The sequence below is a fragment of the Curtobacterium sp. MCJR17_020 genome, from assembly GCF_003234365.2.
Lineage (GTDB): Bacteria > Actinomycetota > Actinomycetes > Actinomycetales > Microbacteriaceae > Curtobacterium.
The window spans coordinates 799,933-815,067 of sequence record NZ_CP126260.1 but is presented as its reverse complement, the minus strand read 5'-3'; the positions used below and the strand labels follow the sequence as shown (position 1 = coordinate 815,067).

11 protein-coding genes are annotated in these 15,135 nt (G+C 72.5%); 3 read left to right on the top strand and 8 right to left on the bottom strand.

What is annotated here, in order from left to right:
• Nucleotides 1-15 precede the first annotated feature (15 nt).
• The 3 genes from DEJ14_RS03955 to DEJ14_RS03945 are packed head-to-tail and all read right to left on the bottom strand — an operon-like array spanning nucleotide 16 to nucleotide 4,600.
• Nucleotides 16-1,008 carry an XdhC family protein gene (locus DEJ14_RS03955; RefSeq protein WP_111084897.1) on the bottom strand — a complete coding sequence of 331 codons (993 nt, stop codon included), beginning with the start codon at nucleotides 1,006-1,008 and terminating at the stop codon, nucleotides 16-18.
• Nucleotides 1,008-3,785, bottom strand: a complete 2,778-nt coding sequence (locus DEJ14_RS03950; protein ID WP_111084898.1) for a molybdopterin-dependent oxidoreductase — start codon at nucleotides 3,783-3,785, stop codon at nucleotides 1,008-1,010. The genes DEJ14_RS03955 and DEJ14_RS03950 overlap by 1 nt, the downstream gene beginning before the upstream one ends.
• Entirely contained in the window at nucleotides 3,782-4,600 is an 819-nt protein-coding gene (locus DEJ14_RS03945) for an FAD binding domain-containing protein (RefSeq protein WP_111084899.1), read from the bottom strand. Before DEJ14_RS03945 ends, DEJ14_RS03950 begins: the two co-directional genes overlap by 4 nt.
• A 284-nt stretch (nucleotides 4,601-4,884) precedes the next feature.
• Between DEJ14_RS03945 and pucL the strand changes: the two genes are divergently transcribed.
• A complete protein-coding gene (pucL, locus tag DEJ14_RS03940) occupies nucleotides 4,885-5,829 on the top strand; it encodes a factor-independent urate hydroxylase (RefSeq protein WP_111084926.1) in 945 nt (314 codons plus the stop codon).
• Entirely contained in the window at nucleotides 5,826-6,401 is a 576-nt protein-coding gene (locus DEJ14_RS03935) for a nucleotidyltransferase family protein (protein ID WP_258373230.1), read from the top strand. The genes pucL and DEJ14_RS03935 overlap by 4 nt, the downstream gene beginning before the upstream one ends.
• A 12-nt stretch (nucleotides 6,402-6,413) precedes the next feature.
• Here DEJ14_RS03935 and opgC read toward each other — a convergent pair whose 3' ends face one another.
• The 4 genes from opgC to DEJ14_RS03915 form a co-directional block, all read right to left on the bottom strand.
• Nucleotides 6,414-8,918, bottom strand: coding sequence for an OpgC domain-containing protein (gene opgC, locus DEJ14_RS03930; protein ID WP_146249714.1), 2,505 nt, complete (start codon nucleotides 8,916-8,918; stop codon nucleotides 6,414-6,416).
• Entirely contained in the window at nucleotides 8,915-9,325 is a 411-nt protein-coding gene (locus DEJ14_RS03925; RefSeq protein ID WP_111084901.1) for an ATP-binding protein, read from the bottom strand. The genes opgC and DEJ14_RS03925 overlap by 4 nt, the downstream gene beginning before the upstream one ends.
• Nucleotides 9,322-11,346, bottom strand: coding sequence for a glycosyltransferase (locus tag DEJ14_RS03920; RefSeq protein WP_502868799.1), 2,025 nt, complete (start codon nucleotides 11,344-11,346; stop codon nucleotides 9,322-9,324). The genes DEJ14_RS03925 and DEJ14_RS03920 overlap by 4 nt, the downstream gene beginning before the upstream one ends.
• Before the next feature lie 255 nt (nucleotides 11,347-11,601).
• A complete protein-coding gene (locus DEJ14_RS03915; protein ID WP_111084902.1) occupies nucleotides 11,602-12,342 on the bottom strand; it encodes a TetR/AcrR family transcriptional regulator in 741 nt (246 codons plus the stop codon).
• Between the two features lie 124 nt (nucleotides 12,343-12,466).
• Between DEJ14_RS03915 and DEJ14_RS03910 the strand changes: the two genes are divergently transcribed.
• Nucleotides 12,467-13,393 carry an NAD-dependent epimerase/dehydratase family protein gene (locus tag DEJ14_RS03910; RefSeq protein ID WP_111084903.1) on the top strand — a complete coding sequence of 309 codons (927 nt, stop codon included), beginning with the start codon at nucleotides 12,467-12,469 and terminating at the stop codon, nucleotides 13,391-13,393.
• Between the two features lie 274 nt (nucleotides 13,394-13,667).
• Here the strand turns inward: DEJ14_RS03910 and DEJ14_RS03905 are convergent, their stop codons facing one another.
• Nucleotides 13,668-15,002, bottom strand: a complete 1,335-nt coding sequence (locus DEJ14_RS03905; RefSeq protein ID WP_146249853.1) for a fibronectin type III domain-containing protein — start codon at nucleotides 15,000-15,002, stop codon at nucleotides 13,668-13,670.
• Nucleotides 15,003-15,135 lie beyond the last annotated feature (133 nt).

Sequence of the window (15,135 nt, the reverse complement as noted above, 5' to 3'; positions counted from 1 at the left end):
TCACGCGCCACCGGCTCAGCTCGTGGACACCGCCCGGCGGTGGATGGGACCGGCACCGTCGACGAGTGCCCCGCCACCGGCGCCGGTCCGGACCGCGATCACCTCCGCCATGATCGCGACCGCCATCTCGGCCGGCGTCGTCGCACCGATGTCGAGCCCGATCGGGGAACGCAGCCGGTCAGTGTCCGGAGTCCCCAGCGCGCGCAGCTCCGCCATCCGGCGGGCGTTCGTCGTGCGGGAGCCCATCGCCCCGACGTACCCGGCACCCCGACGGAGCGCCGAGTCGACCACGGCGGCGTCGAACCGGTCGTCGTGCGAGAGCACCACGACGGCGGTGGTCGCGTCCACCGGCAACGCCTCGACCACACGCGTCGGCCAGCCCACGATGCGTTCGTCGGCGGCCGGGAAGCGCTCGTCGGTCAGGAACACCGGCCGCGGGTCGACGACCGTCACGGCGTAGCCGAGCACCGCGGCCGCGTTCGTGAGGGCCACGGCGAACTCGACCGCGCCCACCACGATGCACCGCGGCCGGACGTCGGCCCGCTCGACGAAGAGCCGGCCGCCGCAGCCGTCGGGGACGTGCACGACCGCGCCGAGCGTCGCCGGGTCGAGCGAGAGGCCGAGCGACGTCGGCACCCCGGACGCCGCGCGCCGGAGTGCGTCCACGACGTCGACGTCCTCGGGACGGACGCGACGGACCAGGACCTCGACTCGACCGCCGCAGCGGAGCGCCGGTGCCCACATCGCGTCGACGTCGTCCGGGTCGTCGTCGAACCCGAAGCGTTCGAGCACCGCCTCGCCGGTCTCGAGGACCTGCTCCGCAGTGTCGAACAGCGCCCCCTCGACGCACCCGCCGGAGATGGTGCCGACGACCTGGCCGCCGGGCAGGACGGCCATCGACGAGCCGACGCCGGTCGGCGCGCTGCCCGTCATCGCGACGGCCGTCGCGACGACCACGGGGTCACCCGCGTCGAGGGCGGCCAGGAGGCGCGGTGCCAGTTCGAACATCACGCACCCCCGGCATCGGTCGCGTCCTGGAGCATCGCCCAGACCCGGTCGCGCGTCATCGGCAGCCGGTGGGGGCGCACGCCGACGGCGTCGCGCACCGCGTTCGCGACGGCTGGCGCGACCGGGTTGTACGGCGCCTCGCTCATCGACTTCGCGCCGAGGGGGCCGAGCGGGTCGTGCGTGTCGGCGAAGCGCACCTCGGTGCGGGGCACGTCGGAGATCTTCGGCACCCGGTACGCCCGGAACGCGTCGGTCGTCACCCGACCGGTCTCGTCCAGCACGACCTCCTCGTACAGCGCCGAGCCGATCGCCTGCGCGGCGCCGCCCTCCACCTGGCCGCGGAGCTGTTCCGGGTTCAGGACGGTGCCGGCGTCCACCGCCTGCACGCTGTGCAGCACGCGGACCTCACCCGTCGGCCGGTGCACCGCCACCCGGGCGCCGTGCACGGTGAACGCGAGCGACCGTGGCGTGCCGTCGTGGCTGCCGTGCGCGATGAGCGGGCCGTCGGCGAGCAGCTCGGCGTGCCCGACGAGCTCCTCCCCGACGCGGACGCCGTCCGGCCCGACCGAGACCGCCGGCCCGAGCGGCCCCGACGCGGTCCGGGGTGTCCGGGCGGCCACGATCCCGAGGGCGCGCCCGGTCATGTCCTCCCGCAGTGCCTGCGCCGCGGCGTACAGCGCCTTGCCGGCGACCACGACCCCGGCGGACCCGAACGCCCCGGTGTCGTGCCGGGCTGCGTCGGTGTCCGACTGGTGCACGTCGACCCGGTCCGTGGTGGTGCCGAGGGCGGTGGCGACGAGCTGCGTGTGCACCGTCGTCGTCCCGTTGCCGAACTCGGCCGTGCCGACGCCGATTCGGTACCGGCCCTCCGCCGTGGCCTCGACCGACACGTGCGCGTGGTGCCCGCGCGGCGGCATCGTCGCGATCGCCGCGAGGGCGACCCCGGTGCCGAACGCCCAGTCGCCCGAGTCGTCCAGCGGCGGACCGTCCATGCGTGGGACCTCGGGCACCGGTGCGCGGAGGGCGTCCTCCACCAGGTCGATGCACTGGTCGAGTCCGTAACTGCCCTCCCAGCGCAGGTCGTCCTGCTCGTCCGGGTCCGTGACCACGAGGGGGTCCCCGGGGACCACGACGTTCCGCCGCCGCAGGTCGAGCGGGTCGATGCCGAGTTCCCGGGCGAGCTCGTCCATGGCGGACTCGATCGCGAACACGACCTGGCCGAGTCCGTACCCGCGGAACGCCCCGGACGGCAGGTTGTTCGTGTACACGGACTCCGCGTCCACGCGCTTCGACGGGCACCGGTAGACGGCGACGGACTCGCTGACGGAGTGGAACATGACACCGATCCCGTGGTTGCCGTACGCGCCGGTGTCCATGGTCTGGTCGACGTGCAGTGCCGTCAGGTGCCCCTCGGCGTCGGCACCGAGCCGGACCCGCACGCGCATCGGGTGCCGGGTCGGGGCGATCGTGAACTCGTCACGCCGACTGAACTCGTACTGCACCGCGCGGCCGGTCCGCAGCACCGCGAGGGTGACCAGGTCCTCGGTCAGCAACTCCTGCTTCCCGCCGAACCCACCGCCGACGCGCTTCGCGATGACACGGACTCGGGTCGGGTCGAGGCCGAACACGTGCGCGATCTCGTCCCGCACCAGGAACGGGACCTGCGTCGCGGTCCGGAGCACGAGTCGCCCGTCCCGGTCGACGGACCCGCGGGTCGCGTGGGTCTCGAGCGCGGCGTGCGAGACGCGGCCCGTGGTCCAGGTGCCCTCGACGGTGGCCGCGGAAGCCGCCAGGGCTCCGTCGACGTCGCCCGTCTCACCGTGCAGGGCGGCGACCACGTTGCGGCCCGGCTCGGCGATCCGGTGCTCCTGGGTCGTCTTGTCGGCGTGCAGGAGCGGAGCACCGGCAGCACGGGCCGCGTCCGGATCGTGCACGCTGGGCAGCACCTCGTAGCGCACCCGCACGAGGGCGCAGGCCTGCTCGGCGATCCGGACGTCGTCCGCGACCACTGCGGCCACGCGCTGCCCACGGAAACGGAGCACCCGGTCGAGCACCCGGGTGTCGTCCGGGTCGTCCAGGCGGGACTCGTGCCGACCGGTGGAGAACAACACGCCGGGGTCGTCGTGGTGTGTGAGGACGGCGTGCACGCCCGGGAGGGCTTCGGCCTCCGCCGTGTCGATCGACACGATGCGGGCGTGCGGGTGCGGGCTGCCGAGGACCGCGAGGTGCAGCAGACCCTCGGTCCGCCGCACGTCGAGCGTGTACTCCTCGCGTCCGGTCACGATCGCCATCGCGGCGGGAGCGGCGACCGACGTGCCGATCGCCTGACCGGCCGCCGCGCACGCCGTGTTCGCGACCCCGTCCAGGGCGTCCTCGATCGCCCGGTACCCGGTGCACCGGCAGAGGTTGCCCTTCAACGCGCGGTGCCGGTCGGCCAGCGCGTCCTCGTCGAGCGTGGAAGCCGTGACGACGTACCCGGTGGTGCAGAAGCCGCACTGGAAGCCCGGGGCCTCGGCGAACGCGCGCTGCACGGGGTGCGGGTCCTCGGGCGTGCCGAGCCCGGCCGCCGTGGTGACGGCACGCCCCGCCATCCGGTGCGCCGGCGTGATGCAGGAGTGGACGGGCACACCGTCGACGAGCACCGAGCACGCACCGCAGTCGCCCGCGTCGCAGCCCTTCTTCACCGACGTCACCCCGTGCTCGCGGAGCAGGGTGCGGAGGACCTGACCGGGCTGCGGTTCGGCGTCCACCGTCGCGCCGTCGACCTCGAACCTCATGCCGCACCGCCCGTCGTCCCGAGCGCCTCGGTGACGAGCTCCGCCGCGAACCGCCGGGTCACCGCGCGCCGCCAGTCGGGGGAACCGTGCGGGTCGTCGTACCAGGCGTCGTGGGCCGCCAGCCGTGCATCGACCTCGGCGGCGGTCGGGACCCCGGGGTGACGGAGCACGAGCGGCCGCGGGGTCGCGCCGGTCACGACGAGGGCGAATCCCGACGCCGACCACCGCGTCGTGACGAGTGCGCCGGTCCGGCCGTGCGGGCTGAGGGACACCCGGCGGAACCCGGTGCGCGCCACGAGGGCCGCACGTGGCACGTCGAACGCCCGGATGACCTCACCCGGCGCGAGGTCGGTCGTCCGCGGCCCGGTGACCAGGTCCGCCACCGGGACCCGGCGCTCCCCGCCGTCCGGGGTCCAGACCTCCGCGATCGCGTCGAGCGTCACGAGCAGCGCGGTGATCGCCCCCGCCGGCAGGGCGACCGCGACGTTGCCGCCGACCGTCGCCTGGTTCCACACCTTGAACGACGCTAGCAACGCGTTGGCGCACCGGTCGACGAGCGGCCAGGCACGCCAGTCGTCCTCGGGCGCCACACGCAGCAACGACGCGATCGTGCACGTCGCGGCGATCCGGAGCCCTCCGGCGCTGCGCTCGGTGTCGCGCCACCCCAGTGCGGTGAGGTCGACGAGCCCGGTCAGACCCGGCTGCTCCTCCGAGTACAGCCAGGTGCCACCGGCGAGGGGATGCTCACCGGGGCCGAAGGAGAGGTCGTCGCGGTGCGACGGTGTCCGCACGGTGCGGACGGAGACGAGGTCCATTGCAGGGTCCGATCGGGATGGGGGAACGGGTGTCGGTGGCGCCGTCGGACCGTCGTCCGTGCGCGATCATCCCGCGGTTCCACGCCGAGGACCGCCGGGGTGCGGATGTGTGCGCCACGGGTCCCTCCTCGATCGGGTGCGTCGTGACGGCAACGCTATGGAACGGGTGTTTCCGTGTGGTTACGGGCGTTCGACGGCTGCGTCACGACCGGGCCGTGGCCGCTGGCGGAGGTCGTGACGTGTTCGACCCACCGCCGAAACACGCGGATGTCATCGTCGCCTCCATGGAGATCACCGACGTCCAGCCAGTCCCCACCACCACGACCGTCCGCCTCGGTGCGAACCAGTACGGCAAGGCCGAGGTCCGGCTCGTCCGGGTGACGCGCGACACCGACCGGCACGAGATCGAGGACCTGACCGTCACGACGCAGTTGCGCGGCGCGGCGCTGGCCGACTCGTACACCGAGGGCGACAACGCGAAGGTCGTCGCGACGGACACGCAGAAGAACACGGTCTACGCCTTCGCGAAGGAGCACGGGGTCGGGACGCCGGAGGAGTTCCTGCTGCGACTCGGCCGGCACTTCAGCACCGCCTTCGACTGGTACGACGGCTCCACCCTGTCGGCCGAGCAGCACACGTGGGAGCGGATCGTCGTCGACGGCCGGGAGCACGACCACTCGTTCGTCCGGGCCGGCCGCGGAACCCGCACGGCCGTGGTGCAGGTCGACGGCGACGACGTGCACGTGCTCGCCGGGGTCACCGACCTGACGGTCCTGAAGTCGACGGGCAGCGAGTTCCACGGGTTCCCGCGTGACGGGTACACGACGCTCGCGGAGACCGACGACCGGATCCTCGCGACCTCGGTGACGGCCCGCTGGCGGTACACACCCGAGGCGGTGGCGGCGGGCATCGACTACGACGCCGTGTACGCCGGCGTCCTCGACCGCATGCTCGCGACGTTCGCCGAGCTGCACTCCCTGGCGCTGCAGCAGACCCTGTTCGCGATGGGCCGCTCGGCGATCGAGGCGTTCCCGGAGATCGCCGAGGTGCGGTTCTCGATGCCGAACAAGCACCACTTCCTGGTCGACCTCGCACCGTTCGGCCTGGACAACCCCGGCGAGGTGTTCTTCGCCGCCGACCGGCCCTACGGCCTCATCTCCGGCACCGTCGTGCGCGACGGCGTCGCGGAGGCCCCTGCTGCGTGGACGTCGGTGCCGGCGTTCGTGTGACCGACGTGGTGGGCGTGCTGCTCGCCGCCGGTGCGGGGGCGCGGATGGGGCAGCCGAAGGCGCTGGTCGCCGAGCCGGACGGCACCCCGTGGCTGCACCTCGGCGTCGACGCACTCCTCCTCGGCGGCTGCGACCAGGTCGTCGTCGTCCTCGGTGCCGCCGCCGACCGGGCGCGGGCCCTCGTGCCCGCCGTGGACGGGGTCACCATCGTCGTCGCGGACGACTGGGCAGCGGGGCCGGGCGCGTCGCTCGCCGTCGGGCTCGCGGCCGTCACCGGTCCGGCGACGGCCTGCGTCTCCCTGGTCGACCTGCCGGGGCTGCCCGCGTCGGCCGTCCGGCGGGTGATCGGCGACGGCGACCACCCGACGGCGCTCCGCCGTGCGGTCCACCACGGCGTACCGGGACACCCGGTGGTCGTCGGCTCCCAGCACCGCGCCGCGCTGGTCGCCGCGCTGTCCCGCGACCCCGCGCACGGCGCCGGCCCGTGGCTCGCGTCGTCGGGCGCGGAGCCCGTCGAGTGCGGCGACCTGTGGGACGGTCACGACCAGGACCACCCGGTCGTCCCGCACTGAACCCACGGCGCGTCAGCGCGGGATGACCGAGAACAGGAACTTCTTGCGGACCATGTACCAGGCCAGCAGGATCAACGCCGAGTGCACCACGAAGCCGATCCAGAAGTCGCCCCACGGCACGCCGGGGATCGACGCGATCGCCAGCGCGAAGAAGACCTGCCACACGAAGACGTAGAGGCTCGCCTGCCCGATCGGGATCCAGAGCCACCCGATCGCCGCCGAGATCGGTTTCCAGAACACCGTCAGGATCGCGTACGACACGATCGCGAAGAACGCGATGTCGACCAGTCGGCCCCACTGCAGGTCCACCCGCTGGTACGCCGTGTTGTACAGGTCCTCGTACATCGACGCCGGGAACGGCACCGGTGTGAAGCCGGCGTGGTTCGCCGCCCAGACGTACACCAGGAACGCCGCGTAGCCGCCGACACCGATGCCGACCAGGACCTTGCCGAGCCACCCGGTGAGCGCGCCGATGATCTGCCGTCGGTAGTACCCGAGCACGAGCCCGTGGGTGAACACGACCTGCCAGGTGAGCAGCGGGAACACCGCCTCGAACTGCGAGTTCAGCGGGCGGAACTCCGGGTTGAGTGCCTGGAACACGTAGAGCGCCCAGCTCACGACGAGCACCACCCACCAGAAGCCGCGGCGGATCAGCCAGAGCAGCGGCGGGATGAACAGGCTCAGCACCACGAACAGGCCCATGATGTTGAACGGCCACGGGCCCATCTCGAGCAGCAGGAACTGTCGGATGGCGTACCACGGCGGCGGGTAGCCGAGCAGCTGCATCGCGTTCGGGTACAGGTCGTACACCCGGCCCTCGGCACCGACGCCGCCGGTTCCGGTCCCCCGGTCGGTGAACGTCGTGATCGCGTCGGTGTTCAGGAACGGGACGAAGCTCAGCGCGAAGACGACCGCGATCACCACGAGCGTGACGAGGTACTGCTTGCGGGCACGCTTCCACGCCCCGATCGCGGCCGCCCACTCGCCGAACTTCTTGATGGCGAACGGGTACGTCATGCCGAGGACCATGCCGGACAGGAACACGAACATCTCGGCGCCGGTGATCGCACCGACCGCGTGCAGCGTGAGGTACGAGTACGGCCCGCCGATCTCGATGTGGGTGATCACCACCGCCAGGATGATGAACCCGCGGAACAGGTCGAGCCGCAGGTCGCGCCCGGGTTTCCCGTCGTCGGGGTAGCGCCAGCTCGGCAGCAACCGCCCGAACAGCCCGCTCAGCAGGAACACCACCGCCAGGCCCACGGCGACCCAGACGATCCACGCCATCTGGTCGCCGCCGGTGTCGTACTGCTGGTCGGTCGCGGCGTTGCCCTGCTGCGTGGTGATGCGGTCGGTGACGGGCCCGAAGGCGAAGTGGTCGCCGCGCTCGAGGTCGGTGCGGAACGAACCGGCGATCCCCGGTACCGCGGTGTCGCGCCAGTCGGCGACACGGTTGCCGGCCTCGGGCTCGCGGCGGTTCGTCTCGAGGAAGGTCACGCCCCGGATCAACGGGCGGTCCTGGACCGAGGTGATCACCTGCCGCCACCAGCCCTGCTTGACCGGGAGCTCCGCATCGCCCCGGCGGGTGTGGTCGTACAGCGCACCGGTGTCGAGCAGCATCGACCGGTCACCGTCGACGGCGAAGCGGTCGTAGAAGCTGTCCGCCTGCTGCTGCTCGTAGCCCCACGTCTCGTCGAACCGGGACTCGACCTCGCCGCGCTCCGGCACGTCGTTGCGGGTGAGGGGGACGTCACGACCGGCGGCTTCGGTCGACTTGCCCTTGCCGAAGTAGTACATCGACAAGCCGACCCAGTCCACCGAGGCGTCGCCTGGCCAGTACGGCTCGTAGGGGTCGTCGGCCGCGGTCAGCTCGCCGTCGCCGTTGGTGTCGAGCTTCGCGACGTCGGTCGCGGAGAGGTCCGCCAGACGTCCCGCGGACCCGCCGAACGGGTACCCGGCGCCGTACGACGGCGACCACACCATGCGCGCGTCGGAGTCGCCGCCGTGCACCGCGGTCGCGAGCGTCCGGAACGCCTGCACGAACTGGGTCGGCTGCTGCCCCCAGCGCACCCACGTGCCGTTCATCTGCGGCGCGAACCGCACGAGCACCTGGGTGTCGTACTGGTCGTGGATCTCCTGGAACACGGTGTTCGCGGCGCGGGCGTCGGCGGCGTCGAGCGAACGGAGCGACTGCCCGGGCTCGAGGCTCACGACGAGGACCGCGCCCTGCGTCGCCGCGGCACGCGTCGCGCGGAGGAGCTCCCGCCGGGCCGAGCGGTCGAGCGGGTAGTCGATCTCCACCCCGTACATCGACGGCGTCGCACCGAGCCGTCCCTCGTACCCCGCCGGGGAGTCGTCGCCCCAGTCGAGGTCCGGGCCGAACCAGGTCGTCCCGCTCGCCGGCTCCGTCGCCGCGGCCGTGTGCACCGTCACCGCGGACGCCGGCAGTGCACCGCCGAGCAGGAGTGTCGCGATCGTGACGAGGACGGCGACCACGCGGGCCGCCAGCAGCCTCACCGGTCGCACACCAGCGTCCAGACGTTGTGTCCGTGCTCGTGCCGGTGCTCCAGCCGGTCGAGGGCGGCGATCGCGAGCGCCAGGCCGCGTCCGCTCTCCTGCTCGACGTCGGCCATCGTGACGGCGCTCAGGTCGATGTCCACGGGCAGACCGTTGTCGGTGAGCTCCGCGGTGAGCGCCCGGTCGGTCGACTCGAGTCGCACGGTGTAGCGCCGACCGGCCTCCTGGTCGGAACGCGCGGTGTGCTCGACGATGTTCGCGGCGACCTCGGCCAGCGCGGTCTCCAGCGCGAAGCGGAGCCGGGCATCGTCGATGCCGAGCCCGTCCCACCAGGCGCCGAAGCGATCCTGGACCTCGTCGAGCGACACGGGCGTCGCGGCGACGTCGAAGGTGGTCTCGGCGCTCACAGTGGTCCTCCGGCGGTGCTCGACTCGTGCTCTGACTGGACTCCCGTGCCCGGGCCGCGGTAGAGCACGGCCCGGATCACGATGCTGAAGATGAACAGGTCGAAGACGACCCACGCGGTGTTGACGAGCGGCGCGATGCCCGACGCCTGCCCGGTCAGGTAGCGGATGCCGATCAGGAGCAGTGCCGCGACCAGCGCCCCCATCGCGATGAGCTGCGGCTTGACGAGGTCCCACCGGGGCTTCTGCTCGGTCTCGTCACGCACCTTCGGCGTGACCCGGAACCCGAGCGGCTTGCCGCGGAACACGTTCTCGAACGCACTCGTCACCGCCTCGATCCACACCGGGAAGAGCGCGAGCGAGTACTGCTGCCCGCGCCACGTCGGTCTGCCGGCGGCCACCACCCAGAACAGCAGCTGGTTGAGCACGAGGAACGGGATCAGCCGTGCGAAGAAGTCGACGCTGTAGGCCTGCACCGGGACGACTCCGAACGACAGGCAGAGCACCGGGGCAGCGATGTAGACGATCGCGGCGAACCCGGACAGGTAGCTCCACATCGTCGAGAAGTACATCAGGCGCTGGCCCCAGGACAGGCCCTTCTGCACCAGGGGGTTCTCGCGGAAGAACACCTGCATGGTGCCCTGCGCCCACCGGAGCCGCTGCACGAGCATGGTCGGCAGGTCCTCCGGCGCCAGGCCCTTCGCCAGGATCTCGTCGTGGTACGCCGACTTCCAGCCGAGCCCGTGCAGCCGCATGGCGGTGGCCATGTCCTCGGTCACCGAGATCGTCGCCAGCGGCATGATCGGCTGCGCCTCGTCGTCGCGGTTGACGTCGAGTGCCCGTGCGAGGACCGCGATCGACTCGATGGCTGCAACCGGCGATGCGTCGCGCCGCCCGAGCACGTCGAGCGCGGCGTCGTCGAGCCCGGCGAAGGTGTTCGCGTCGGTCGACATCGCGGCGAGTTCCTGCAGGTCGTTCCGCACCGATTCGAGGTCGGCGGCGGCGAACCGGAAGGCGATCGTGTCGATCCCCCGCTGGAACGCGTAGGTGACGTCGCCGAGCGGTTCACCGGCCCGGACCTGGTCGCGGGCGCGGTCGACGACGGCTTCGGCCTCGTCCAGCGCGCCGAGTACCCGGGGGGCCGTCTCGGTCTCACGCGCACGGGCCAACAGCTTCCGCGAGGTCGTGATCGTCCGCTGCACCGAGGCCTCGACCTCGACCACGTAGCGGGAGATGCCGAGCTGCATCAGGGCCTCGCGCCGCAGGATCGCGTTCGACCCGCAGAAGAACGCGGCGTTCCAGCCGTCCTTCGACTGCTGGATCGGCCCGTAGAACAGCGGCGCCTGGCTGCCGAGCAGGTCTGCCTCGGGAACGTTCTCGAACCACTGCGGCGTCTGCACGAGCGCCATCCGCGGGTCCTTGAAGTAGCCGAGCGTGCGGTCGAGGATGCCGGGCTCTGGTACCTGGTCGGCGTCGAGGATGAGCAGGAACTCGCCCTGGGTCGCGAGCAGGGCGTTGTTGAGGTTGCCGGCCTTGGCGTGCCGGGGACGGTCGATCCAGTCGGCACCACGGGTGATGACGCCGATGCCGAGCGAGTCGGCGGCCGCACGCATCTCGGGGCGGTTGCCGTCGTCGAGGATCCACGTCGTGTGCGGGTGCGTGATCGCCTGCGCCGCACGCGCCGTGCGCACGACCATCTCGACGGGCTCGTTGTAGGTGGTGATGAAGACGTCGACCGTGACATCGGAGGACGGCTTCGTCGGGGGCTCACCGCGCTCCCGCAGGCGCCACGCCCCGAAGGCGAACAGGAGCGAGTCGATCACGCTGTAGGTCTCGGCCAGGATGAGCGGCACGGCGATCCACCAGGAGTGCCAGTTCACCGAGGCGGCCCAGCGCCAGACGACGTAGTTCACACCGGCGATCGACGCCAGGAGTGCGACCGTGCGCACCGTGACGAGTCGTCGTCGGGCCGTGCCGGTGGTCAGCCGGCGGCGGTCCTGGCGGCTGACCTCGAGCGCCGTCACCCGGTCACTCCGTCTGCGGGGTCGCCGGCCGAGCTGCGTCGCAAGGGTGCCTCCTGATCCGCGCGGACCCCGGCCGCAGCGCACGCCCGGGTGTGGTGCCGTCCGGCCGCTGCCCAGAGGGCACCGTGCCGGCCGTCCGCTCCGGTCGTCGGGCACGACCTCGGCGTAGGGACCTGTCTACCGCAGTGACCGGCACTCTGTCAGGCCCGGAGTGCGAGTCGTGGACAACGGCCTGGGCAGACCCGCACGACCGGGTCAGAACGCGGCGGCGAACCCGAGGTCGTCGGCGAGCCGCGCGATCACCTGGTCGAAGTAGGCGGCGCCGTCGGACACCGAGCCGACGAAGTGGCCGAAGAGCTCGAACGAGATCGTCCCGAACACCGTCGACCAGGCCATCAGGGTGCGGACCAGGACCTCGTCGGGCAGGGCGATGCCGAACGACCGCAGGGTGGCCACTGCATCCGCGACGGCGGGGCCGGCCACCCCGGGAGCCGCCGAGGGCGCGGCGGGTGATCCGAGCCTCCCGTCCGCCCCCGACGCCGACGTGACGTCCCCGCCGGGCGCGACCGCATCGGCGACCACCCGCACCAGCGCGAGCGTCGTCCGCGCGGCGGGCACGACCGTCTCGCGCGGTGCGGCGTAGCCCGGCACGGGCGACCCGAACAGCAGCGCGAAGTCGCCCGGGTGCGCGACGGACCAGGACCGGATCGCGCGGCACGCGGCGACCCAGCGTGCACCGGGTTCCGGGCCGGCCGCGGCGTCAGCAGCCTCGACCGCTGCGCCGAGCTCGTCGTAGTCGACGATGAGCAGTGCCGTGAGCAGGTCGTCGCGGCTCGGGAAGTACCGGTACACCGCGGACGACACCATGCCGACGTCGCGGGCGACGGCTCGGAGGCTGAGCGCTGCGGGCCCCTCGTCGGTGAGGCGGGTGCGCGCGGCCGCCAGGATGTCCGCTCGGATCGTCCGCCGGGCGAGCTCGCGTGCTGTCGGTGCCATCGTGTCACCATGCCACACGAGAGCACTGCACACAAATGAGAGCAGTGCTCTTGCTCTTTCGTGTCCGAGCGCGCATCCTGGTTGCGAGAGCACCGCTCTCGCAACCAGAACGGAAGCAGGGACCATGTCGCACAACCACCTCGTCATCGGCGCCGGCCCGGTGGGCCGCCACGTCGCCGCGCTGCTCGCCGAGCGCGGCGAGCACGTCACCGTCGCCACCCGCTCGGGTCGCGACACCGGCCTGTCGGGGGTCGATCACCTCGCCCTCGACGCCTCCGACGCGGTCGCCCTCACCCGGGCGGCCGACGGCGCCGCCGTGCTGTACAACTGCGCGAACCCCGGCGACTACACCCGGTGGGAGCGCACGTGGCCACCGCTCGCGGCGTCGATGCTGACCGCTGCCGAGCGGACCGGAGCCGTCTACGCCATCACCGGGAACCTGTACCCGTACGGCCCGGTCGACGGACCGATGCGCCCCGACACCCCGGACGCGGCGACCGACCACAAGGGGATCCTCCGCGCGCGGCTGTGGGCGGACGCGCTGGCGGCGCACCGGGCCGGACGGGTCCGCACGGTCGAGGTCCGCGCTTCGGACTACGTCGGGCCGGGCATCGGAGCGAACGGGCACGTCACCCGGGTGCTGCCGGCCGCACTGCAGGGGAAGGCCGTGACGATGATCGGCAGGACCGACCTGCCGCACACCTTCACGGACGTGCTCGACGTCGCCAGGACCCTGGTGGCGGCAGCCTCGGACGAGCGCGCGTACGGCCGCACGTGGATGGTGCCGAGCAACCCTCCTCGTACCCAGCGGCAGGCGCTCACCGACGTGCTGGCCGCGGCCGGCAAGCCACCCGTGCCCGTCCACCGGATGCCCGCAGGGGCGATCCGTGCGCTCGGGCTCGTGTCGCCGATGATGCGGGAGCTCGCCGACATGAGCTACCAGTGGACCGCGCCGTACGTGGTCGACGATGCCGAGAGCCGCGCGGTGTTCGGCATCGAGCCGACCCCGTGGGACGAGGTGTGTCGCCGGACCGTGGCGGGGGTGGCGTGAGGCGGCGGGGTGCCGGGCGGGGCGGCGGTGGCGGGGTGCCGGGCGGGGGCGGTGATGGCGGGACGGCTGGACGGCTGGCGGGTGGCGGCGCCGAGGTTCCACAACATGCCGCCGGTGACCCGCCGAGGTTCCACGGATCGACCGAGAGAGCGCCGGGGTTCCGAGATCTCGGAACCTCGGGCCCCGCCGCACGCCCGCCCCGCCTCGCGCCCACAACACAGGACGGGATGGGACGCGCCGTTGCGTCCCACCCCGTCCTGCCTCGGTCTGCCGGTCAGATCACCAGCAGCCGCGAGTACTGCGCCGACGACAGCTGCTGCGCAGCCCCGCCGGAGGCCGGCACACGCCACAGCCCGGCCGACGGCCCGCTGTCGACGTCCACGAACACGTCCCCGTCGTCGGAGGCGGCGCCCGTGTTCGGGCCACGCGAACCCGCCGTGATGCCGGAGACCGCCACGGTGGACTTCCCACCAGCCCCGACCACGAGCTTGTCCGGGATCGTGCGGTCGACCTTGCAGCCGGTGTGGCTGGTCGGGTACTCGGCGGGAGCAGCGCACCACTCGGCGGACTGCAGCAGCGAGAACCCGTCGGCGTTGGCGGCACCGTACTCGAACGCCAGCCGCGGCTCGATGACGCTCGGTGCCGTGGCACCGGGCTTCAGCAGGTACCAGGCCCACGACCCGGCGGCGCCGGGCGAACGGATGTCGAGGTAGACGTTGCCGTGCGAGTCGGCCAGGACGGCTGCGGGGTACCCGATGCCGAGACCGGACGTCGAGGTGAGCGAGCGGGGTGCGATGCCGGTGCCCTTGACGTACGTCTTGCTTGCGGGCCCACCGAACACGACGACCTTGCCGTCCGAGGTGACCGTCCAGAAACGCTGGTCGCTGCCGCTCGCTGTGCCACCCAGGTCGAGCACGGTCGTGGCGGTCGAGCTGCCGACGGGGAGCTTCTGCACCGCCCCGGACACCGAGTCGATCCAGTACAGGTTTCCCGCGACGTCGGCGCGCAGGTCGGGCGTCAGGTGCAGTCCGGTCGCCAGGGTCCGCGTCGCGCTGCCGTCGGCGGGGTGGAACAGGATGGCGGTGTGGTCGGCCGACGGGGTGAACACGTCGCCGACGTCGTCCGCGGCGAAGCCCGTCCCGTTGGCCGCGACGACCTTCCCGGCGCCGGAACCGTCCTCGGCGAACCGCACGACGTTGCCGGAAGCGTCGAGGGCGAACAGCGACTGCGTCGTGTCGACCACGGACGGCGTGGTGTAGCGGACCAGGATCGTGCGGCCGGTCTTCTTCGCGCCGATCGCGCGCACCGAGAAGCGGTAGGTCGTCTTCGGGGTCAGGTCACCGAAGCGGTCGGACCGCGCCTTCGCCGGCAGCCGGTCGACGCCGTTGCCGGGCTGGTGCTGCGCGGGGGCGATCGTGACCTTCCAGCCGGTCACCTTCGCGCCGGTCTTCGGGGCGCCCCAGGTCACGGTCGCGCTGTCGCCGGCTCCGGTGACCCGGACGGTGGTGGGCGCTCCGGGCGCCGAGGACGAGGGGGCTGCCGTCGCCGGCGCCACTCCCCCGATGACGAGCGCCGCCGCTGCTGCGACGGTGATGAGTGCTCGGTACACGTTCGTTCCCCTGCCTTCTCCGCGGCTCCCTGCGTCACGGCTCCAGGTATCACAGCACCGCTCGGGCGCCAGGGGAACGGATCCGAGCGTGATCTGCGGTTCCCCGCACCGCAAGGCTGGTGACGCAACGCCG